The following is a 22,692-nucleotide window of genomic DNA, read 5'->3' as shown; positions in this document are numbered from 1 at the left end:
CCAGCGGTCCCAATGCGACCGCTGGTTAAACATCCTTACCGGAGAATGAATCATGAAAATCCAATTAACGATTGCCGCGCTGGGCGTGGCCTCACTGCTCTCTTTTGGTGCCAATGCCGCTAGCATGGTCACAAATCAGCAGGCGCAAGACATGAATCTGCAGCCGCTAAACCAAACAATTAGCGTAAGCGGTATCAATGGCGACCAGACCAACATCCGCCAGGTACTGTCTGAGAAAGCGGATGCACAAGGTGCAGGCCATTACCGCGTGATTGAGAACAACCGTGACGATACCTTCCACGTCACCGCCGAACTGTATAAATAATTCATCTGCGGCAATGTTGCCGCCCTGACAAAATCGATGACCCGCTCTATGTATGCCATTCCGCAGGTTGTTGATTGCTATGAGGAATAAATCATGAACATCAAATCAACCATCGCAACGATGAGTCTGCTCTCCGTGATCGCTTTTGGCGCTTCAGCAGCGCAGCTCGTCACGGCCGATCAAACGCAGAATCTGCAACCTGCAGGAACCGTAAGCATCAGTGGCGTTGCGGGTTCACCTATCGACTATCGCGCCCAGCTGTCCCAGAAAGCGGATGAACAAGGCGCAAGTGCCTATAAAATTATTGAGGCTAATACCGGTGACAGCTACCACATCACCGCGCAGCTGTATAAATAGTTCCTCGTCTGACGTATGACGAACCCTTTAGCCCCGCTCGCCGGGGCTTTTTTTTGCCTGAAACGCGCGGTGAGTGAACTGTGACAGGGGGTAAGCAAAGGCAGCCTTCATCCGCCAATGTTAATCGACGGGATTCAGCGACATAAAACGACATGAGCAGAAGAAGTCTGGCTTACGCGGGGGATTAATACGCTGTCAACAGTACCGTAAATCACAGCTGTCAACAGTACCGTAAATCACAGACCTAAGGCGCAATATATCAATGGGCAATCTGCGCCAAATCATCGTCTGACAGTCCGGTCATCTCTGCGACAAGGCTGGGAGGCAAACCGTTTTGCAGCATTGTTCGCGCGATTTTTAGTGCAGCCGACCGTTCTCCCTCACTGCGGCCTTTCACCAGGCCACGTTGTTCACCAAGCTGAAGGCCCTCTTCCAGGCCCTTTTCCATCCCCTTTTCAATGCCTTTCTGCTCAAGCTGTTGTGCGATGGTCATCAATGCATCCTCATGTTGCGGCACCCGCTGCGCCAGCGTTCTGACGAAAAGGTCAGCGTCCGCGGTTTCGCCCGCCTGTAAAAGATAGTTTACCAACGATATAACCTGTGATGAAGAGAGATAACCCGCCAGTGTGACAGGGGCCAGCTTATCGATGAGTTCTGCTAAATCTCTTTGATGAATATGCTTTTGCAGCAGTGTTAATGCAGCCATGCTGCGGTGGCCGACAATCTCCTCATCAGGAATCACCGTCACGTCCACTAGCGGAAAAGCGTTGCTGTAGAGCCGACTGGCGAAGGCGGGAATCGAAAATTCGTCCAGCCAGCGGGTACTATAGGGATAGGGACTGCGTTTGCCACTGTAGAATAAAATCGGAATGACTAACGGGAGTTTTTTGTGCCCGGCATCCAGGTGCCGCTGCATTGCCGCAATGGCATAACGCATCAGTCTGAATGCCATATGCCTGTCAGGTGATGACTGATGTTCAATCAACACATGGATATAGCCATCATCGCGGCTTGTGGTTTTTAGACTGTACAGTATATCGCTAAAATATTGCCGTAAGTCCTCTTCCACAAAAGCGCCAGACTCCAGTTTTAACGTATCCAGATCGCACAGCGCGAGAAACTCTGCCGGAAGATGCAATGCCATAAAATCACGGGCAATGGTGGGCTGGGACAAGAATTGACGGAATGTCGCATCATGGGGCGTGGGCGTGCCATTTTTACTTTTCATGTAACCTGTCCTGATGATGAGGTGGCAGGTTAGCACGACCTGAAAATGCTCAGCGTCAGCAAACGGTGACGTTGCGAGAGCTCTCGAGGAATTTCTCGCACGTGGGCGACCCGATAACACACGTTAGTCGGTCTTCAACGCTGTTAACGCTCTATTACGTTAAATTGCAGTTGTCCTTCCAGCTCCTCTTCCGCCTCGTCGAACAGCAGAATTAAGGCTCCATATCGCCGCTTCTGCCCTTGTCCTAAATTCACAAACTCTATTTTCAGGGGGAGAGGTAAACCTTTGCAGACAATGATGTCCCACAATCCATCCAAATCACAGATGGCGTACGCCTTTAAAGCAAAGCGTTCGCAAAATTGCCGTAAAAAATGGGCCTGATCGACAATCTCATTAAAATCAAAACGCTCGACTTTCATACTGGCGACTCCCGTTATCCGGTTCTGGGCGGCCCTGCGCCGCCCGGATGTTCATCTAACTTAACCCGCCGAGGTGCAGCGCTTTGACCTCCAGGTACTCATCCATCCCCAGTACCGATCCTTCACGTCCCAGACCAGACTCTTTCACGCCGCCAAAGGGGGCCAACTCTGTCGAGACCGCACACTCATTGATGCCAATCATTCCACTTTCGAGCGCGGCAGAGACCCGGAATACCCGCTGCAGGTTTTGCGTATAAAAATACGCCGCCAGCCCGTATTCCGTCTGGTTGGCACGACGGACAACCTCTTCTTCGTCATCAAAGCGGAAACAGGCTGCCACCGGGCCAAACGTTTCTTCCTGAGCCAGTTTCATGCCTTCATGTGCCTCAACAATGACCGTTGGCTGCCAAAAATTACCGCCCAGCGCGTGCCGCTGACCACCCGTCAGCACTTTTCCGCCCTGAGCAATGGCATCTTTGACATGCTCTTCGACTTTTTCTAATGCGGATGATTCGATTAACGGGCCGACGACCACGCCATTATCCATGCCGTTTCCGACGCTAAGCTTATCCACTTCAGCGGCCAGTTGGGTCGTAAAACGTTCGTAAACTGCACTGTGAATGAAAAAGCGGTTAACGCTGACACAAACCTGACCGGCATTGCGGAATTTATTGGCGATGGCTCCCTGCACGGCTGCATCGATATCTGCATCTTCAAAGACGATATAGGGCGCATTACCGCCCAGTTCCATCGAAACCTTTTTCATGGTTTCAGCAGCGTTACGCATTAGCGTTTTCCCCACTGCCGTCGAACCGGTAAAGGAAATTTTACGTACGGCTTTGCTGGCCATAATGGCATCGCTAATGGCATGCGTGTCGCCTGCTACACCGTTAAGCACGCCATCAGGGATGCCGGCTTTTTTTGCCAGCGCCAGTAAGGCAAATGCGGAAAGCGGTGTGTTATTCGCGGGTTTAATAATGCCTGTACATCCCGCTGCCAGCGCCGGGCCTAACTTACGTGTCAGCATCGCCATAGGGAAATTCCAGGGCGTGATAGCGGCGACGACGCCGACCGGCTCACGGGTTGCCAGAATGCGCGAGCCCGCTTTAGCAGGAGGGATGATTTCACCGTTAGCCCGTTTAGCTTGCTCGGCGAACCATTGAATAAAGCTGGCGGCATATTCCACTTCGCCTTCTGCTTCCTTGAGCGGCTTGCCTTGCTCCGTTGTCATTAACTCAGCCAGCCAGCGTTTGTGTTCAATGATTAACCTATACCAGCGGTACAGCAGTTCTGAACGCCCCTTGGCGGTCTGTGCTCGCCACGCTGGGAAAGCATCCTGGGCAGCCTTTATTGCAGCTTCCGTTTCCGTTTTTCCTGCTTTTGCCACCTGAGCGACGACCTCGCCCGTGGCAGGATTCGTCACGTCAAAGGTAGACGTGGTACGCAGCCATTGCCCGTTTACCAGATAGCCTGTCTGGAACAGTTCGCTGTCGTGCAGTAAAGAATGCATTAGGTGCTCCTGTCGGTTTGTCATCTGTCAGGAAAGTATAGATGGCAAAAATGACAGGTCAGATAACACGGGGGATCATCATGGCCGCCAGCGCTTGCCGCGGCCATAATTCAGATTTGGACGAGCGTATTTTGATATTTTTTCAGCATCTCAGCCAGTCGCGTTACCGGCTCGGTCACGCTGGTTGGGGCGTCATAGTGCGCCAGCTTGTGCTGATAGACATCCAGCTCTTTGAGTAACCGTTCGAAATAGTAACGGCGCTTTTCGTCACTGCGTACCGAGATGATCCGATCCGCCGTGTGACGCAGTTGGCGATGATACGCAGACAGATCGGCATTAACCAGCACATCGGCAGCACGTAATCGCTGATGACCAATAATTAAGGTCAGGGCAATGCGATATTTGTCGATGTCACCCGGGAACAGGTTAAGCAGTAAAAAGAGCTGCTGATAGAGTGCCGGAAGATGGTTTTCACGACGGCGAGCCTGGTTAGTGGTCATCGCCGAGACCGCCGCATACATGAAGCGGTTGAGCAATTTACGGCCCGTGCGCGCTTTGGACTTATCCCGAATCAACAGGATGACCATCAACGCAACGAAGCTGCCGATCCACTGTCCCAGCGCATTGTCGATAAACTGCGTAAAGTTGAACTGCATCGGATTATCCAGCACCAGCACGTTGATTGTGCCGACCATGGCTCCCAGCGTACCAATCTGCCTGCGCTGAATTAAAATGCCGGAAATAAACCCTAACAGGCCAATGGCAATGCACAGCAGCACGGCACTTTGTTGGGTGTTGGGCAAAATATACATGAAATAGAGTGCGCCCAGCGGGACCGCCACCGTCATACCGTAAACAAAGTCTTTAGCCATCATGAGCGGATTGGGCATGCGCATCGCCAGTGCCGTAATCACGCCCAACATGACCATACAGCCGCTACCTGATGTCCAGCCGGTATAGAGCCAGAACAGCGAACCGAGCGCAGTCGCTACAAAGGTGCGAACACCGTTAATCATCGCATGGTGGTTTTCAGCAGAACGCGCCTGAATCACGACCTCGCGCTGAAGAATCCCCTCCTCCAGCGCTGTGATACGGCCGTTACTTTTGATGCCATGCGTCAGCAGCTGATATTCCGTTGCTGCCTCAACCCAGCTTTCCAGCGTCTCGGGGACCGTTTTACTGCTGACGGCAATTAACCGTCGCAGCGCTTTCATACGCTTGTGTACGTCTTCTGCCGTCGCTGCCTCTTTCTCCATTAACACACGATACTGCGTTGCAATGTAGTCAGGCCGTGAGTTTTGAATTAAAAAGGTTTCAGCCGCCTGGGTAATCATCGTCAGTGACAGAGTGTTCAGCATTTGCAGCCGTCGACTGGTATTCTGCCAGCGCGAAGACTCCATCATCAACTGGCTACGCATACTGCTGAGCGCCGTGGTACGCCGTACCAAAGCCCCCCAGGCTTTATCGACTTCTTCTTTGTCCTCATGCGCCACGCACAGCTGCAGCAACCTGTAATGCGCCACCAGCAGCGAGTCAACTTCAGCATCAATCACTTTTTTAATCGAACGTGGCGAGAAAATCATATCGGCCAGAATGGCGCACAGTATCCCTAAAATGATCTCGCTACAGCGTTCCACGGCATATTGCGGGACCAGCGTCAGCCCACCACTGGCATTCGCCGTCACGACAATAATTAACGCGGTGTAACCAGCCAGTCCGAGCGCATAGGAGTTTTCAACCTTGATCAGCGAAGACAGCCATACGCAGAAACCCGCCCAAATACAACACAACAGCAGCATGACTACCGGTGCGCGTACGGTCGCAATCATGATGACCAGCGCGGCGACACAGCCAATAAAGGTTCCGATGATACGAAGAATACCGCGATAGCGTAATGCGCCCGAATAGGGATCGCCGCCTGCCGCAAACGCCGTCCCGCCTGCCACAATGCCCGCTGTCATGACGGCCCAGCGGGGGGTTTCAAGGTTAAGATGAAAGCCGATCATCAGCGCCGCAACCAGCGCAAAAGTCAGCTTTATCGGGAACCGCAGGAACTCAGTCATAGCGTCCTCTTAACCAAACTCACGCAGACGGTTAAAGAAGGACATGATGGGCGATGTATCAGTATGCTGACGATCCTCTGTGCCAGTGATGACCACGGTCGCTGTCGTTCCGGCCGGATAGTGATTGCCGGGGTCCTGGTCAAGACGGATGCGAACCGGTACGCGCTGCGCCAGGCGTACCCACTCCAGGTTAGACTGGACCGTTGCCATTCCTTTACTGTCAACGCTGCTGCTGCTGTTGGTCACGCCTGCCGCGATGCTGTCAACCGTACCGCGCAGCGTCACATTGCTGCCCAATGGCGTGATCTCGGCCCGAAAGCCGGGGCGCACACCATGCAGCTTGGTCTCTTCGAGATAAGCCAGCACGTAAAATGAGCGCTGCTGTACCAGCGCCACGGCAACCGCTCCCCGCGTAATGAATTCGCCCTGGTAGACGTTCAGGTTCGTCACCCATCCATCTGACGGCGCGGTGATCGTGGTTCGTTCCAGGTCGATCTTAGCCAGATCGCGGGTAGCGACAGATTTTGCCAGTTGATGTTCACTGGTTTGCAGATCGTTGTTGGACTGCTCAATGGCTTCGCGTGACATCGCAGAGGTTCCGAGTCGGTTTCGACGTCCGGCCTCACGGCGTTTTTCATTAACCAGTGCCTGGTAATATTCCACATCAGCCTGCGCTTCATCTAACGCTTTTTGGTACCGTGGACGATCGACCACAAACAGCGTGTCACCTTTTTTAACCCGTTGGTTGTCGTGAACGGGAACCTCGGTAATTAACCCGGTGACATCAGGTGAAATCGCGACCACATCGGCCGCAAACCTTGCATCGCGTGTCCAGGGGGATTCGGTATAGAACACCCAGGCACGGAATATGATAATGACGGCGATGATGACCAGCAGGATGGTGATCGCGTAACGCGCGATTTTTCTTATAAGCGTGTTCACGTAAACCTCAAACAAATAAACGGGATACCAGATAAAATACACAGCAGTAAAGGGCTGTATTGAAGAGTGCCGGATGCCAGACAAGATCGTAGATACCGCTGGGCGTCAGCACGCGTTTCACCATCCAGAACAGCATGAGCGAAACGATGAGTTCGATGAAAATGGGCGGAAAAGAGAGCCCAAACATGACAAATACCGGAAGTACACTCATTAAAAATCCTTAGTTCGATACGGCCGGGATAATTCACCGCCTGAAGGACGCAAACGCCTGCGCGCCATAAGCCACATCTGAACTACGGCTGACTTAATAATAGCGTATCATCGGGTGTTTTCAGGTAATGAAGCGTCGCCAGGTCATACCCCGGTCGACATATAGTAACGCGCTTAACTATACGTTTTCTACTGAATGTGATCTAAATCACTTTTTAGCCAGAGTAAACAATGGAACGACTCAAAGGTATGTCGATTTTTGCCAAAGTAGTTGAACTGGGTTCTTTTACTGCGGCCGCACGACAGCTTCACCTTAGCGTGTCATCAATCAGCCAGATTGTCGCCAAACTGGAAGATGCGCTGCAGATAAAGCTACTCAACCGCAGTACGCGCAGCATTGGGCTCACTGAAGCCGGTAAAATCTACTATCAGGGCTGTCGCCGTATGCTGGCAGAGGCTAACCAGGTTCACGAACAGCTTTATGCCTTTAACAACACGCCGATCGGCGTACTACGCATTGGCAGTTCTTCCACGATGGCACAGAACGTGCTGGCCGGTATGACGAGCGACATGCTGCGTGATTACCCGGGGCTGAGCGTCAACCTGGTCACCGGTATTCCTGCGCCAGATTTAATCGCGGACGGGCTGGACGTGGTGATCCGGGTGGGCGCTTTAAAGGATTCGAGCCTGTTCTCGCGCCGACTCGGGGCGATGCCAATGGTGGTCTGTGCCGCTAAACACTATCTGACGCAGCATGGGACGCCGGAGAAACCTGGCGATATCACTAAATTTGCCTGGCTGGAATACAGCGTAAGGCCAGATAACAATTTTGAGCTGATTGCCCCCGAAGGCATCGTTACGCGTTTATCACCGCAGGGGCGTTTTGTCACCAATGACTCTCAGACGCTCATCCGCTGGCTTAAGGCCGGTAATGGCATCGCCTATGTCCCGATGATGTGGGTGGCGGATGAAATCAAGAAAGGTGAGATTGATATTTTGTTCCCGCAGTACCAATCTGACCCACGACCGGTTTATGCGCTTTATACTGAAAGAGACAAGCTGCCGCTGAAAGTGCAGGTTTGCATCGACTATCTGACGCAGTATTTCGAGCAGGTTGCCGAGCAGTACAAACAGCACCGCAAAAGCTAAAAACCCGCCAGTTGGCGGGTTTTGCGTCTCGGTCAGGCGGTGCCGCCGATTGTCAGCTTATCCAGCTTGAGTGTGGGTTGCCCCACGCCTACCGGCAGGCTCTGTCCTTCTTTACCACAGACGCCAACGCCTTTATCCAGCGCCAGGTCGTTGCCGACCATCGAAATTTGCTGCATTGCCTCGATACCGGAGCCGATCAATGTCGCCCCTTTTACGGGTTTGGTCACTTTGCCCTTCTCAATCAGATAGGCTTCCGAGGTGGAGAACACAAACTTTCCGGAAGTGATATCGACCTGACCGCCGCCGAAGTTAGGGGCATATAATCCGTACTCCACGCTTTCAATGATGTCCTGCGGCGTGGATTTACCGGCCAGCATATAGGTATTTGTCATACGCGGCATCGGCAGGTGCGCATAGGATTCGCGACGACCATTACCGGTGGGATTCACCCCCATCAGTCGGGCATTCAGCTTATCCTGCATATAGCCTTTCAATACGCCATTTTCGATCAGCACATTGTATTGCCCCGGCACGCCTTCATCGTCGATAGCTAACGAACCCCGCAATCCATCAATCGTGCCGTCATCGACAACGGTGCACAGATCAGAAGCGACCAGTTGGCCCATCTTGCCGCTAAAGACCGATGTACCACGGCGATTGAAATCACCTTCCAGGCCGTGACCTACGGCTTCGTGCAGCAGTACGCCCGGCCAGCCAGCGCCCAACACCACAGGTAAGGTTCCTGCAGGCGCAGCCACCGCTGACAGATTTACCAGCGCCATGCGCACGGCCTCACGAGCCCAGGCATCGGCCCGCACCTCGCCGTTCTCATCGGCCAGGAAAAAGGCATAGCCGGTACGCGCACCGCCGCCGCTTGAACCGCGCTCACGCTTGCCCTGATCTTCAACCTGGACGCTAATGGACAGACGAACCAGTGGGCGGACATCGGCGGCTAAGGTGCCGTCAGTAGCGGCAACCAGGACCTGCTCATAGACGCCAGTCAGGCTGGCATTGACTTCCTGAACGCGGGGATCGGCAGCACGTGCGACCTGGTCTACACGATGCAGAAGGGCTATTTTATCTTCACGGCTCAGGCTACCGAGCGGATCGACCGGCGCGTACAGCGAGCGGTTAACTACGGCCGACAGCGTCTGTGCCTTGCCGTTGCCTTGTTCACGCACAATGCTACGTGCCGCTTCAGAAGATAAACGCAACGCATTCAGGGTAATTTGGTCAGCATAGGCAAAGCCGGTTTTTTCACCGCTTACGGCGCGTACGCCCACGCCCTGATCGATATGGTAGGACCCGTCTTTAATGATTTTATCTTCCAGAACCCAGGATTCATGGAAGCTGGACTGGAAATAGAGATCGGCATAGTCCAGACGACGTTCTGAAAGCTGCCCTAACAGGGAAAAAAGGTCCTGCTGATTAATGTTGTTAGCAGTTAGCAACTGCTCACTTACCAGATTCAGAGTCATCGTTTCTCACTTAATATGTGCTCGGATAATCATAGCCTGCGGCAATTATGTTACGCCGTCAAATATCACTTGTTATAGGTTTCGCGTGGTTTACGCATTACTTCATCAATTTCAGGCTTATCCAGCGGCCCGCTGATGTGATAACGCAGCACGGAAATCTTACTCCAGAGCGGCCCCAGCACCTTGCTGGCAGCAAATACCGCAGCGCCCACCACCGGATTGATGGCAAACGCAGCCGCTACGCCGACTGAGGCTGAGATTTCTGGCGTGACTATCGCTTCCATATCAATGCGGCGCTTCACCAGGTCCATATTCCCCTGCATGGCGATATCCGCTTCCAGCCCATCGACAAGCAGGTTATCCGTGCGTACGACGCCATTTTCAATCCAGGCGGTGCCGTTGATGGCGTCGAAGTAGAATCCTTTGTTAAAGGTATCGCTGAAGTCAAAACGCAGTTTGCGCAACAACGCATCAAAGCTCAGCAGACGCAGGATCTGTCCCGCAGCGCCGGTATCCACATCACTGATTTGCCCTTTGCCAAAATGCGTTTTTAATGTGCCGCTCAGCGTTTCCGCTGCAGGCTGCCACGGTGCAGAGCGCCAGTGCAGATCATAATCAATCTTGAAAGGCGCATCCCGCAGCGGTGTATTTACGCCAAACCAGTTGGTGGCGTTATTGATGTTGCTGCCCTGTAATGTGCCTTTCAATGAGGTTCGCTGGTCGTCTGGACGATTAACCCATTCGCCCTGAATATTCAGGCGCGAGGTGCCGGTGTCAACCAGTCCGTTAGTGAGTGCTAACGTACTTCCATTGGGCTGCAGTCTGGCGTTCACCCGGCCATACTTCTGCCCCATCAGCCAGCATTCCGCACACTGCAGCTGTAAGGCAGGCCACTGACTAAAATCGATCCGCTCGCTCTTTTGTCCCAGCGGTGAAGTCGACGCGCCTTTTTGATCGGCCGTCGCCTTCCATTCTGGATTGTAATACAGGTAATCCAGTGCAATCTGCCACGGGGCCGAAGGTGAGGTCGTTAACTGGCCTCTCAGCTCATCGGCGTTGACCTTCACCCGGGTCTTACCACTCATTTCCTGAGTGAGAGAGGTATCAACGTTATGCCACTGTTGCCCGGCCAGAGTCACAGAAGGACTGCGCAGGATAATATTGCCTGGCAGCGTTGCGCCGCCCACCTGATGCTCACCCGTCGTCGAACGGGTTGATCCGCCGCCGCCGGTCGCCATCAATGCCGCCCAGGCTTCGCCATCCAGCGCCGGCAGGTTCAGCACCATTCCCGATCGGTCTGGCAACGTCGGTAGGGTTTTTGTATCGTTAAGCCAGATGCCCCGATCGACGCGCAGTGTGGGTTCCAGCAGCCAGCGGCTGTTGAACTTATGTCGTTCATCCACGCTACCGCTGAGATCAAAATGCGTTAAATCGCCTTTAGCATTGACGGCGATCGGCAGGCTTTCGCCCGCTTTTTTATCAAGCGGCGAAGGTAAGCGACTACTTACTTCTTTTCCGTCACCTTTCAAGGCTACGTCATAACGCGCGCCGCCCTTGTGCGGTAAGGAAACGTTCACCTCACCCTGCCAGGGAAGATGCCCGGCCAGTTGGCTGCCAATCTGAGGCGGCATTCCGGTGATTTTTGCCAGCTGCCAGTCAGCAAGCAACTTTACGTTAACGCCAAAATCATCGGGGTTTTCTTTCGTACTAAAGCTGACATTGAGTGGCTGACCAAACCAGTTAGCCTGCATCTGATCGCTTTCGAGATTGCCGTTGTCATAACGAAACTGTCCTGTCAGATGCGTCATGGTGGTGTTCAGCGGCTTGATATGCAGGCTGTTATTGTTCATCACCACATCACCGCTGGCGTGAACATCCTTACCATCCAGCGGAATATCAAGTTTGAGATGGCCCTTGGTCAGACCTTTAATCTGTAGCTGCTCCAGCGCCGCGCCCAGCGAGGACTTAAGTGGCGTGTGCTGAAAGTATTCGCCAATTTCCTGCCCATCACCGCTGATATCGCCATTGATAATCAGCTTTTCCTTCATGTAATCAGGAATGACGGCGCTGACGTTGCGGGCATTAACCTCCCCCAGTTTTGCCAGATGAGCCTGCATCCACAAACCGTCATTGAGAAAGTTAAGATCGATATCGAGATTGCTGATATCCGGCCAACCCGGCTGGAAGCCATAGGTAGCCTTGCGTAACGGTACCCAGACCTGAAACATGCCGTCGTTGTGCTGGAAGGGGAAAAGCGCCGGATTGCCGTTGAACAGCAGCGTAGCATTGTCGACCCTGCCCCCTTTTACGGCACCGCTCAGATAGCGCGTAAGTGAATGCCCCATTAACGGCGTTGGGAAATAGCGCCAGGCATCGCCCGCGTCAGTAACGTTGATCCCGGCCAGGATATCCAGCTGAGGATGCGTATCGGTATTTTGCTGATAACGGAAATCGCCATGCGCCCAGAGTGAACGCGCCTGTACATCAAGATCCTGACCTGCCAGAGTCAGTCCGTGTTGGTCACGCAGCCAGTTCATGCTGCCGGTCACCTTCTTGATCTCTAACGGGGCCTGGAACATATCACCATAGGGCACCGTAGCCTGACCCATCGCAATCCTGGCCTGTCCGTTATTCAGGCTGCCTGCTGCCTCGCCACTTAAATGACTGATTCCCGGAACCAGTTTCCAGTACTGCCAGCTGAAATCTCGCCATTTAACCTGAAAGCGTGTCTGCTCAGGCTGCTCAACAGGAATATCCAGGGCCAGCCCGTCAATGGTGCCGCGAGGTCGCAGTGCTCGCCAGTTATCAAACAGCGCCGGTGACAAGGGCGCAAACAGCGGCACCAGGGGGGCAATATGGTCCAGCGCCAGTTGCGTCGCGCGAACCCGTACCTCAGCCTCGCTGTTGCTGCCCAGCATCTGCGCGTCCTGAGGTTGCCAGAGTAGCGAAAAATGACCAGCGGGCCAGGCGTTACCGTCTGTGCTGAGTTTGGTTTGCGGCACATTAACCACCCAGCCATTTTTGTAACGCGACAGATGGGCAGTAAGGTTATCAACGCTCAGCGTATGTGGGCCGCTTTCGCCCTGCCAGCTTGCGCCGCCCCGACTTAACAGCAGATCGCCGGCATAGACGTCGCCATCGCGCAAATTAACCCAGGCCGCCAGACTGAATCGGGCACTGTCAAGACGCGTATTATCCCGCACCCAGCGGCCCAGCCAGGGGCGCATATCAACGTCATCAGCCTGCATCCATATACGACCATCGTTGAGTAAGCCACCGCTGTCTTTCAGGTCGAGACGGACCTGCACCACGCCGTGCTGGCCGGTAAAGCTCGACAAGCTGACTTCACCTTCAGCCCGATGCCGGGTGTTTTCATTCAGCCATGTCAGTTTCGGTATCGCCAGTTCAGCATGTTGGCCGGATGGCGTGATAAAACGAATGGTGCTGTCACGCAGGTCAAAGTGATCGAACTGGCGCAAAAACAGATCGTTAACCTGAGTGAGTTTGAAACTGTGCTTGTCATTGTCACTGGTTAACAGAGGCTGTGTGCTGTCGAGATGTAACTGCCAGAAGGTAAGATCGCGGAACTGCCAGCGCCAGTGAAGCAGTGACTGCCAGACGTCCAGTGCCACGGTGATACGCGCGATAGAGAGCGACCCCGTCTCTTTCATATCGACGTCTAAATTGCGGATTTGTAGCGTGGGCCCAAAATTCTCCCACTTGCCACGTAGCTCACTGGCTTTCACGTTGACGCCGCTGGCGTCAGAAACCCACTGAAGGACCTGACTGCGATAGGCATCGAGATGCGGCATCGCCAGACGTAGCGCGCTGACGAGCAGCGCCACAATCACAACGACTGTCGCGAGCAGCAGTAACAGAATTCTTGGCAACTGCCTCACTCACACCTCTCCTTGTCTACCGTTAACGACGGATGGTTGCTGCTCATACCCGGCGTCCTATGACATAGCGGTATGGGTTCACATTTTACCCTAAAATGTGCAGTCAGGCATCGTCAGCCCGACCAGCCAGTATTACATCATCACCACGTCAAATTGTTCCTGGGTGTAAAGCGCTTCGACATGCACCTTTACCTGCTTGCCCACGAAAAGCTCCACTTCGGCCAGCGCATGGGACTCATCCGTTTTCAACGCTTCACCTACGGTTGGCGAAACATACACCAGGAAACGATCCGAATCATAAGCATGGTGCACGCGGACGATTTCGCGCATGATTTCATAGCACACGGTTTCAACCGTTTTCAGCGTGCCGCGCCCTTTGCACACAGGACAGTCTTCGCACAGCACGTGCTCAATGCTTTCGCGCGTGCGCTTGCGGGTCATTTCCACCAGCCCCAATGCGGAAAAACCGCTGATACCTGTCTTGACCCGATCTTTATTCAGCGCCGTTTCCAGTGAATGCAGTACGCGACGACGATGATCTTCATTACTCATATCAATGAAGTCGATGATAATAATGCCGCCAAGGTTGCGAAGCCTTAGCTGACGTGCAATGGCCTGAGTGGCTTCCACGTTGGTATTAAAGATCGTCTCATCAAGGTTTCGGTGTCCGACAAAGGCACCCGTGTTGATGTCTATCGTCGTCATCGCTTCAGTTTGATCGATGATGAGGTATCCGCCAGATTTGAGTTCAACTTTACGCTCCAGCGAGCGTTGAATCTCATTTTCAACGTCGAACAGATCGAAGATGGGCTGCTTGCCGTTGTAAAGTTCGAGCTTGCTGGCCATCTCGGGGATGTATTCGCTGGTAAACTCGTTAAGTAAATCACAGGTTAGCCGCGAGTCTACGCGAATGCGGTCAAGGGCTGCGCCGGCAAAGTCTCGCAGAATACGCTGCGCCAGCGCCAGTTCGCCATAAAGCAGGCAACGTGTCTGGTTACGTTTTTTCCGCTCGCTGACTTTGGTCCACAGACGTTTCAGAAAGGCGGCATCCTGTGCCAGCTCTTCTTCGCCAATGCCTTCGGCTGCCGTGCGAATAATAAAGCCGCCCAGATCGTCGCAGTAGTCAGCTACTACCGCTTTGAGACGCTCGCGTTCTTTTTCACTGGCAATACGTTGAGAAACCCCGACGTGCGCAGCACCAGGCATGAACACCAAATAACGGGAAGGCAACGTGATATCCGTAGTCAGGCGCGCGCCTTTTGTGCCAAGCGGGTCTTTCACTACCTGCACGACCAAATCCTGCCCCTGACGAACCAGTTCTGCGATATCGCGTACGACAAAATTTTTCTTTTCATCGCCTGCGACACATTCCGTATGCGGCATGATGTCAGAAGCATGCAGGAAAGCGGCCTTGTCCAGTCCGATATCCACAAAGGCCGCCTGCATGCCAGGCAGCACGCGACTGACGCGTCCCTTGTAGATATTGCCAACAATGCCGCGTCGGGCTTCACGCTCAATATGGATTTCCTGCAGGATGCCGCCGTCGATATAGGCGACACGCGTTTCAGCAGGCGTAACGTTAACCAGTAGTTCAGCCGTCATGTTAACCCCTTACGGCACGCAGTGACTGAAAATGGTCGATCAGCTCCGCTGTCTCAACCAAGGGCAATCCGACCACCGCGTGATAACTTCCATTGATTTTACGAACAAAGTTTCCGCCCTTCCCCTGAATGCCGTACGCGCCGGCTTTATCCATGGGTTCACCTGTTGCGATGTAATCGGTAATGTCGCGCGCGGTTAAGTTACGAAATGTCACCTCGGTTACCACCAGGCAGTCCAGCACCTGCTGACGATCGGCGAGGGCAATTGCGGTCATGACCTGATGGGTTTTCCCGGAGAGTTTACTGAGCATGGCGCTGGCATGGTCGGCATCGTGCGGTTTTTCCAGCACTTCTCCATTGAGCACGACAATGGTATCCGCGCCCAGCACCGGCAGATCGTGTTGGGCAATCAGCGTACCGGCTTTCGCTTTGTCATGCGCCAGGCGGCGGACATAAACGTCTGCCGCTTCATGGGGCTGACGCTGTTCTTCAACGTCAGTGATGATGCGCTCAAAGGTCAGACCCAGTTGGGTCAGCAGCTCACGTCGACGGGGAGACGCGGAGGCCAGATAAAGGGTTACCATAAATTTCCTTATTGAACAGCGAACTGACGGCGGATCTTTCTCATTAATAAGAATAGCCACGGCCAGAGAATCCCGTCGACAACACTGCTCCAGAAAATTTCAGGGCGGAATGAGACGTTGATCACCAGAAACTCCGCCCAGAAGACGATCACATCCATTGCTAATGACAGCACCATAACCATTAACGCCTGCTGCCACAACGCTAAGTTACGGAATAGCTGGAATTTAAATGCGACCAGATAGGCGATGATGCTCAGCGCCAACGCCCGAACGCCGAGCGTCGAACCCGCGATTAAATCCATAATCGCTCCCAGCAGAAAACCACTTCCGACGTTGACACGGTGCGGTAGCGCCAGAACCCAATAGACGAGAATCAGCAATAGCCATGATGGCCGGAACATATAGATCTGTTCCGGCCACGGCATGATTTGCAGAATAAAGGCCATAAGGAAGGACAGCCAGATAACCCATCGACCCTGGCTGCGATATCGACTCAATTCTGGCCTCCGCGTGAGCGCGAAGCGGAACCCTGTGCGGCGCTTTCGCTACTACCCGAAGCCGGAGTGGTGTTCTGCGCTGAAGGCGCAGGAGGGCCCATTTCACCGGCGGGAGGCAGAACCTGCGGCATCATTTGCATCAGCCGTTCATTAGCTACCCGATGAACATCGTCAGGTGCCATCGGCATCTCGCCTTTGCGATCCGCGCCCCACAGCAGCAGCAGGTAACGCAGACGTTGCAGACCCGCGGTAGGATGCGCCTGAATGACAGTGTAGGCGCGCTGTGTGTCAACCTTGACCGATGACACAACACCCACCGGATAGCCTTCAGGGAAACGGCCACCTAAGCCAGAGGTGACCAGCACGTCACCAACGCGAATGTCAGTATTGCCCGGCAGATGCTCCAGCTGCAGATCTTCCGTACAACCATTGCCCGCTGCGATGACACGAATGTCATTGCGCAGCACCTGAATAGGCAGCGCATGTGATGCATCACAAATCAACAGAACACGGCTGGTGAACTGGCCTACGGCAATCACCTGACCGACCACACCTTTATCACTGATAACCGGCTGGCCTTCATATACGCCATTCGCACTGCCCTTATCGATCACGACCTGATCGGTGTAAGGATCGGTGCCGGTAGAGATCACCTGGGTCACCATCTTGTGCTCGTCCTGACGCAGTGGGGAACCCAGCAGCTCGCGCAGGCGCGCGTTCTCCTGCTTATATTGCCCCAGCATGAGCAGGTCGCTGTTCTTCAGAAAAAGCTCTCGACGTAACGCTTTATTTTCCAGTTCGAGCTGCTGGCGAGAAGCCAGCGTGTCTGACACGCCATCAAGTAGCTGGCGCGGCCCGTTGGCCAGGAAGTAAAACGGACTGACCGACGTGTCCAGATAGTTGCGTATTTGAGTAAATGAACTCACGCGACTATCAGCGATGATAATGGCAATCGCCACAATCACCGCCAGAAATAGACGCAATTGCAGAGAAGGCCCTCTGCTAAAAATCGGCTTCATATAATCTGCGTGTTCCTCGACTACAAGGTAAGAAAGTACGGGCGGGCCGCACTTTCCTGGGCTGGTCACATCATACCGATGCACGCAGCGCCGGTTTACACGCTACTCCCTGCGCACTGTTACAACGATTCCAGCCGGTTGAGGCAATTATTCTTCGCTGAATAAATCGCCGCCATGCATGTCGATCATTTCCAACGCTTTACCGCCACCGCGAGCCACGCAGGTCAGGGGATCTTCCGCGACGACCACAGGAATACCGGTTTCTTCCATCAGCAGGCGATCCAGGTTACGCAGCAGCGCACCACCACCGGTCAGTACCATACCGCGCTCGGAGATATCAGATGCCAGCTCCGGCGGGCACTGTTCCAGCGCAACCATGACTGCACTGACGATACCGGTCAGAGGCTCTTGCAGGGCTTCAAGAATCTCGTTGGAATTAAGTGTAAAGCCGCGTGGCACACCTTCCGCCAGGTTACGTCCACGCACTTCAATTTCGCGCACTTCATCGCCCGGATAAGCCGAGCCGATCTCATGCTTGATGCGTTCTGCCGTGGCTTCACCAATCAGTGAACCATAGTTACGGCGCACATAATTAATAATGGCTTCGTCGAAACGATCACCGCCGATACGGACGGATGACGAGTACACGACGCCGTTCAGGGAAATAACGGCGACTTCAGTGGTACCACCACCGATATCGACGACCATAGAACCCGTTGCTTCGGAAACCGGTAGGCCAGCACCAATCGCGGCCGCCATCGGCTCTTCAATCAGGAAAACTTCGCGGGCGCCAGCGCCCTGGGCCGATTCGCGAATCGCACGACGTTCAACCTGGGTAGCGCCAACTGGCACACAGACCAGCACGCGCGGGCTTGGACGCATAAAGCTGTTGCTGTGAACCTGCTTAATGAAGTGCTGCAGCATTTTTTCCGTCACAAAGAAATCGGCGATAACGCCATCTTTCATTGGACGGATAGCTGCGATATTGCCTGGCGTACGGCCAAGCATCTGTTTGGCGTCATGACCTACTGCCGCCACGCTTTTTGGTGAACCGGCACGATCCTGGCGAATAGCAACCACGGAAGGCTCGTTCAGCACGATGCCTTGTCCTTTTACATAAATCAGGGTGTTCGCGGTACCCAGGTCAATGGACAAGTCATTTGAAAACATGCCACGAAATTTTTTAAACATACTAAAGGATAATCCTGCAAGCTGGAGGCGGAAAATAAAATCCGCTTACTTTACCAACCACACGAAGCTGCCACAAGGCGCAAAAACGTTCTGCTTCGGTGAAAAATTAGACTGCATTCGCTTTACATCATTTATGCCTGTTACGCACACGAGCGGAACAGCGATACCACGGCATCAGAGCGGCATGTTAAAGAATTTTCTTAACTTTACTCCGACATAAAATCTAACATTTCAGGCGCATTATTCTGCCTGTTTATTGTCACATATTCACCAAAAGCGCAGGCGATAACCCTGAAACCGGTCAAACGATTAAAAACGGTAACGTTGGGAGTACTTTTTTACGTTACTGTTAACCGGTTGTGAAGGTGAAAAAAAGTCACCCTGACCACCTTCTACACCTAACCCGACCAAAGTCTGCCACTCTGCGTGCGTTCGCACGCCAGTCGCATACAGCTGCGTCCCGGTGGGTTTGCAAACATCCAGTAAGCTTCGCACGAACAGCTGGTTTTCTGTACGGCGCTCAATATTACGTACTAAACCCGCATCCAGCTTGATCAACTCAACCGGTAACTGCCGGATATAGGCACTGCTGACCACCGTCAAACCCGCCTGATTAACGGCGATGCGACAACCGAACGCCTGCAATGCGTGAAATACGGGAATCAAATCGCTGATGTGTTGACAGACGTCCCCTTCTGCAAGTTCAAATAAAAATCGCTTTCTTTGACTTTTTGGGCACTGCAACAACATCGTGTACAACCAGGCAATAAAGGGACGTTTCAGCAACGACTCAATGTTAACGGAGATCGCCAGCGTCTCTTCCGGCCACAATTCAGAGAGTGCGGCAACGCGTAATACCATCTGCCGGTCCCAGTTCTCAGCCATACCGAGCTGCTGAACCAGGGGCATATATTCTGCCGACAGGACCTCTTTATCCCCGTCAAAAATGCGCGTGAGCAGAACGCGATGCCGCACCTTACCCTCTCTGTCCACGGCGGGCTTTTGATATAACCGGGGGCCGCCGCGACTTAAGGTATTTTCCAGCAGAGTACGCCAGCGAACGCTGCCGCGCCCGGCATCCAGGGGATTTCCTGCGCCATTGGACCAGTTGTTTCCGCCCGACAGGGTTGCCCGACGCGTGGCCATTTCAACGTTTTCCATGACCTGGGGCACCGTCTGTCCGCTGTGCCAGGCGCTGATACCAATGTGGATAAAATCGTCCCGGTTGACCATGCGCATAGGCGGCAGGGCATCGACCGCATTGATGAGGTGATCGGCGATGCTGTTAGCCTCTTTCAGGCTGCGGTGCGGCAGTAAGACCGCAAAATCGCTGCGAAAATAGCGGGCCAGAAGTGCGCCGGGGTAACGCATGACAAAGGTCGACAACATATTCACGACATTGAAGAGATACTCTTCGACCAGCACGGGCCCCAGTGAATCATCATGTGTATCAAGTTCAGGAAAACGGATCATCATGACCACGCCATGCGTGCCAACATCTTCCTGATCTTCAAGCAGCGTTGCCAGCTGACTGTCGAAGAAAAGGCGATTATTCAGCCCCGTCCGCCCGTCCTGTGCAGCGAAGGTACGAATTAAGGTATCAATGCGCACACGCTGCTCACCGGCTTCCTGTAAATCGGAGAGCAACACGTCAATTGCCCGGCTGGCTTTAGGCGGCCACTCATCAGCATGCTTCTGGCGATAAAGCTGGCGCGCGCCGCTGAGTATTGATGCCGACCGGCTCTCCAGCTGTTCCATTCCGCGCCATTGTCTTACCAGCCAGCGATGGGTGATGAACAACGTCACCGCCATAATCAGCACCACCAGCATCAGGGCGGCAAGCGTATAGGTGGTGGGAATAGATCTTAGCCAGGTTTGTGCCGGGTCAAGTATCGTCAATTGCAAACGCATACCCGGCTGATGCATCAGCGCAATGTCAAAGTGGATGTAGCGGTTTTTTTGATGTTGCAGCATCTGGTTTTCGTGGCGGGAAAGCGTAAAAACATTCTGCCGGCCATTGTATAAAGATAATTGCTCAGCGTTGATGACGGGTAAGACCGGCGCAAGCCAGGCTTCTAACGCATCGGGCGGCTGTTTTAGCAAGACTTTATCCACTTCCGTTGCCAAAACCTGTACGCGATTTTCAACGCGTTGATGCGTGAGCCAGAAAACGCTAAAAGCACAGCCCACCAGCATTAAAACCATTGCCAGTACGCTAATAAATGTAATAAATGCAGAAAGTTTGGTAGTTAATCGCATCCCTGTGCCTGTTTCACTACGGTTGTAGCCGAATCACGCCGCCCCTCTGCCCGTCCGCCGGGAGAAATTTTGAGAAAAATAACACAAATTGTTCCCGGCGGCAGCGAGGTCGTGCATGAAGCCGAAGTATACCGTTGAGAAAGGCCCAGAGCGCTTAATTATCCTTTTTTCAGCGCATTCTCATTGGAAGGGTTTACCAGGAAATTTCACATTTTTGCGGCAAAATTCGCCAGCTTAAGTAATAGTCATCATGCTGATGATGAAAATCGAGCCGGAGAAGAGACGATGACGCTGAAAAAACGCCTGACTGAAGCTGATGTAACGCCAGAAAACATCTTTAATATGAATCGTCGTCGCGTGCTTCAGACCCTGGGTCTGGGCGCTGCCGCTATTAGCATTCCCGGCATGGCCAACGCCGATATTCTGAGTTGGTTTAAAGGCAATGACCGCCCACCCGCGCCCGCAGGCCGCCCTCTGGACTTTACCAAACCTGCACAATACCAGGCTAACCTGCCGTTGACGCCTGCAGACAAGGTTTCGGGCTATAACAATTTCTATGAGTTTGGCCTTGATAAAGCCGATCCGGCCGCCAATGCGGGGACGCTAAAGACCGATCCCTGGAAGCTGACGATTGAAGGCGAAGTGGCAAAGCCCATCACATTAGATATGGATGATATCTTCAAACGCTTTGCCATGGAGCAGCGTATCTATCGGATGCGATGCGTTGAAGCCTGGTCGATGGTGGTGCCCTGGATAGGTTTCGAACTCAATAGACTCCTGAAGCTGGCAGAACCCACCAGCAAAGCGCGTTTTGTCGCTTTCCAGACGCTTTATGCTCCCGATCAGATGCCTGGTCAAAAAGATCGCTTTATCGGCGGCGGGCTAAATTACCCTTATGTAGAAGGTTTACGTCTGGATGAAGCCATGCATCCCCTCACGATTCTGACGACAGGCGTTTACGGTAAAGCGCTGCCCCCGCAGAATGGTGCCCCGATTCGCCTGACGGTCCCGTGGAAATATGGCTTCAAGGGCATCAAGTCCATTGTGAAAATCACGCTGACGCATGATCAGCCACCGACGACCTGGAACCAGATTGCCGATAACGAGTACGGCTTCTATGCTAACGTTAATCCGCATGTTAATCATCCACGCTGGTCGCAGGCGACCGAGCGTTTTATTGGTCCGGGCAGCAGCTTTAATGTGGATCGTCAGCCAACATTACTCTTCAACGGTTATGCCGATCAGGTCGCGTCGCTGTATCGCGGTATGGATTTGCGGGAGAATTATTGAGTGCGCCTGACAATAAAGCAGATCGGCTGGCTTAAAGTCCTGCTACATCTGGCGGCTTTCTTACCGCTGGTTTACTTGATTATGGCCGCTATGCAGGGCGGTCTTAGCGCCGATCCCGCCAAAGATATCCAGCATTTTACCGGCCGTATGGCGCTGAAACTGCTACTGGCGACGCTGCTTGTCTCGCCGTTAACGCGCATCGCCAAACAGCCTTTACTCATTCGCACCCGACGGCTGCTGGGGATCTGGACTTTTTTCTGGGCCAGCCTGCATTTAACCAGCTACTACCTGCTGGAACTGGGCATTAACAACCTTGGTCTGCTCGGTAGCGAACTGATTTCACGCCCCTATCTCACGCTGGGAATTATTTGCTGGTTTATTCTGCTGGCGCTGGCGGTGACCTCTTTTCAACGCATGCAGCGAAAACTGGGCAGACGCTGGCAAACCTTGCACAACGCGATTTATCTGGTCGCGATTTTGGCCCCAATTCACTACATATGGTCGGTAAAAATCCTTTCTCCCCAGCCTGTCATCTACGCGCTTTTCGCCCTGATCCTGTTAGCCTGGCGCTATAAAAAGTTCATTAAATGGTGGCCGCGTTAGCCCCTGCGCTTCTCCTAACGTCTGCGAAAAATGGGGTCCACAGGCCGCACCCGATCAACTTCGCAGAT

General features: G+C 53.4%; 19 protein-coding genes. 5 read left to right on the top strand and 14 right to left on the bottom strand.

All coding sequences use genetic code 11. The features are described 5' to 3' along the window. The first annotated feature begins 52 nt into the window (after window positions 1-52). Both AAIE03_RS20275 and yhcN read left to right on the top strand, forming a co-directional pair. Window positions 53-325 carry a YdgH/BhsA/McbA-like domain containing protein gene (locus AAIE03_RS20275; RefSeq protein ID WP_015699414.1) on the top strand — a complete coding sequence of 91 codons (273 nt, stop codon included), beginning with the start codon at window positions 53-55 and terminating at the stop codon, window positions 323-325. A gap of 93 nt (window positions 326-418) precedes the next feature. Continuing rightward, on the top strand, window positions 419-682 hold the full coding sequence (gene yhcN / locus AAIE03_RS20270; protein ID WP_013027419.1) for a peroxide/acid stress response protein YhcN: 264 nt from the start codon (window positions 419-421) through the stop codon (window positions 680-682). Between the two features lie 259 nt (window positions 683-941). Here the strand turns inward: yhcN and AAIE03_RS20265 are convergent, their stop codons facing one another. From AAIE03_RS20265 to aaeX, 6 genes are all read right to left on the bottom strand, one after another. Further along, window positions 942-1,910, bottom strand: coding sequence for an Rpn family recombination-promoting nuclease/putative transposase (locus AAIE03_RS20265; protein WP_014594729.1), 969 nt, complete (start codon window positions 1,908-1,910; stop codon window positions 942-944). Between the two features lie 143 nt (window positions 1,911-2,053). After that, window positions 2,054-2,329, bottom strand: a complete 276-nt coding sequence (locus AAIE03_RS20260; RefSeq protein ID WP_041930924.1) for a barstar family protein — start codon at window positions 2,327-2,329, stop codon at window positions 2,054-2,056. 55 nt (window positions 2,330-2,384) lie between these two features. Next, on the bottom strand, window positions 2,385-3,839 hold the full coding sequence (locus AAIE03_RS20255) for an NAD-dependent succinate-semialdehyde dehydrogenase (protein WP_112900615.1): 1,455 nt from the start codon (window positions 3,837-3,839) through the stop codon (window positions 2,385-2,387). A 110-nt stretch (window positions 3,840-3,949) separates the two neighbouring features. Continuing rightward, the gene (gene aaeB / locus AAIE03_RS20250; protein ID WP_498563153.1) at window positions 3,950-5,902 is read right to left on the bottom strand and encodes a p-hydroxybenzoic acid efflux pump subunit AaeB; all 1,953 of its coding nucleotides are present in this window, start codon (window positions 5,900-5,902) and stop codon (window positions 3,950-3,952) included. A gap of 9 nt (window positions 5,903-5,911) precedes the next feature. Then, window positions 5,912-6,844: a p-hydroxybenzoic acid efflux pump subunit AaeA gene (aaeA, locus tag AAIE03_RS20245; protein WP_015699409.1), complete on the bottom strand. Its 933-nt coding sequence runs from the start codon at window positions 6,842-6,844 to the stop codon at window positions 5,912-5,914. A 7-nt stretch (window positions 6,845-6,851) separates the two neighbouring features. Continuing rightward, window positions 6,852-7,055 (bottom strand): p-hydroxybenzoic acid efflux pump operon protein AaeX, encoded by a 204-nt coding sequence (gene aaeX / locus AAIE03_RS20240; RefSeq protein WP_014594732.1) that lies wholly within the window; start codon window positions 7,053-7,055, stop codon window positions 6,852-6,854. Between the two features lie 230 nt (window positions 7,056-7,285). Between aaeX and aaeR the strand changes: the two genes are divergently transcribed. Further along, entirely contained in the window at window positions 7,286-8,203 is a 918-nt protein-coding gene (aaeR, locus tag AAIE03_RS20235; protein WP_498563152.1) for an HTH-type transcriptional activator AaeR, read from the top strand. 32 nt (window positions 8,204-8,235) lie between these two features. Here aaeR and tldD read toward each other — a convergent pair whose 3' ends face one another. The 8 genes from tldD to csrD form a co-directional block, all read right to left on the bottom strand. Further along, the gene (tldD, locus tag AAIE03_RS20230) at window positions 8,236-9,681 is read right to left on the bottom strand and encodes a metalloprotease TldD (RefSeq protein WP_013027427.1); all 1,446 of its coding nucleotides are present in this window, start codon (window positions 9,679-9,681) and stop codon (window positions 8,236-8,238) included. A 65-nt stretch (window positions 9,682-9,746) separates the two neighbouring features. Beyond that, the gene (yhdP, locus tag AAIE03_RS20225) at window positions 9,747-13,580 is read right to left on the bottom strand and encodes an AsmA2 domain-containing protein YhdP (RefSeq protein WP_105091760.1); all 3,834 of its coding nucleotides are present in this window, start codon (window positions 13,578-13,580) and stop codon (window positions 9,747-9,749) included. Between the two features lie 132 nt (window positions 13,581-13,712). Beyond that, complete coding sequence (gene rng / locus AAIE03_RS20220; RefSeq protein ID WP_013027429.1) at window positions 13,713-15,182, bottom strand: ribonuclease G; 1,470 nt, start codon at window positions 15,180-15,182, stop codon at window positions 13,713-13,715. Between the two features lies 1 nt (window position 15,183). After that, the gene (locus AAIE03_RS20215) at window positions 15,184-15,765 is read right to left on the bottom strand and encodes a Maf family protein (protein ID WP_014594735.1); all 582 of its coding nucleotides are present in this window, start codon (window positions 15,763-15,765) and stop codon (window positions 15,184-15,186) included. An 8-nt stretch (window positions 15,766-15,773) separates the two neighbouring features. Continuing rightward, entirely contained in the window at window positions 15,774-16,262 is a 489-nt protein-coding gene (gene mreD, locus AAIE03_RS20210; protein ID WP_006120976.1) for a rod shape-determining protein MreD, read from the bottom strand. Then, window positions 16,259-17,281 (bottom strand): rod shape-determining protein MreC, encoded by a 1,023-nt coding sequence (gene mreC, locus AAIE03_RS20205; protein ID WP_014594736.1) that lies wholly within the window; start codon window positions 17,279-17,281, stop codon window positions 16,259-16,261. Before mreC ends, mreD begins: the two co-directional genes overlap by 4 nt. Before the next feature lie 147 nt (window positions 17,282-17,428). Further along, on the bottom strand, window positions 17,429-18,472 hold the full coding sequence (gene mreB / locus AAIE03_RS20200; protein WP_003855260.1) for a rod shape-determining protein MreB: 1,044 nt from the start codon (window positions 18,470-18,472) through the stop codon (window positions 17,429-17,431). Between the two features lie 309 nt (window positions 18,473-18,781). After that, on the bottom strand, window positions 18,782-20,731 hold the full coding sequence (csrD, locus tag AAIE03_RS20195) for an RNase E specificity factor CsrD (RefSeq protein ID WP_072137263.1): 1,950 nt from the start codon (window positions 20,729-20,731) through the stop codon (window positions 18,782-18,784). 285 nt (window positions 20,732-21,016) lie between these two features. On the opposite strand from csrD, the gene msrP reads away from it, so the two are divergent. Both msrP and msrQ read left to right on the top strand, forming a co-directional pair. Further along, complete coding sequence (gene msrP / locus AAIE03_RS20190; RefSeq protein WP_019104913.1) at window positions 21,017-22,021, top strand: protein-methionine-sulfoxide reductase catalytic subunit MsrP; 1,005 nt, start codon at window positions 21,017-21,019, stop codon at window positions 22,019-22,021. Next, the gene (gene msrQ, locus AAIE03_RS20185) at window positions 22,022-22,624 is read left to right on the top strand and encodes a protein-methionine-sulfoxide reductase heme-binding subunit MsrQ (protein WP_013027434.1); all 603 of its coding nucleotides are present in this window, start codon (window positions 22,022-22,024) and stop codon (window positions 22,622-22,624) included. Window positions 22,625-22,692: the final 68 nt, after the last annotated feature.

The sequence above is a fragment of the Pantoea sp. Ae19-2 genome (genome assembly GCF_059801205.1).
Note: the sequence above shows the minus strand (reverse complement) of the source record. Positions and strands in the feature narration are given on the sequence as shown.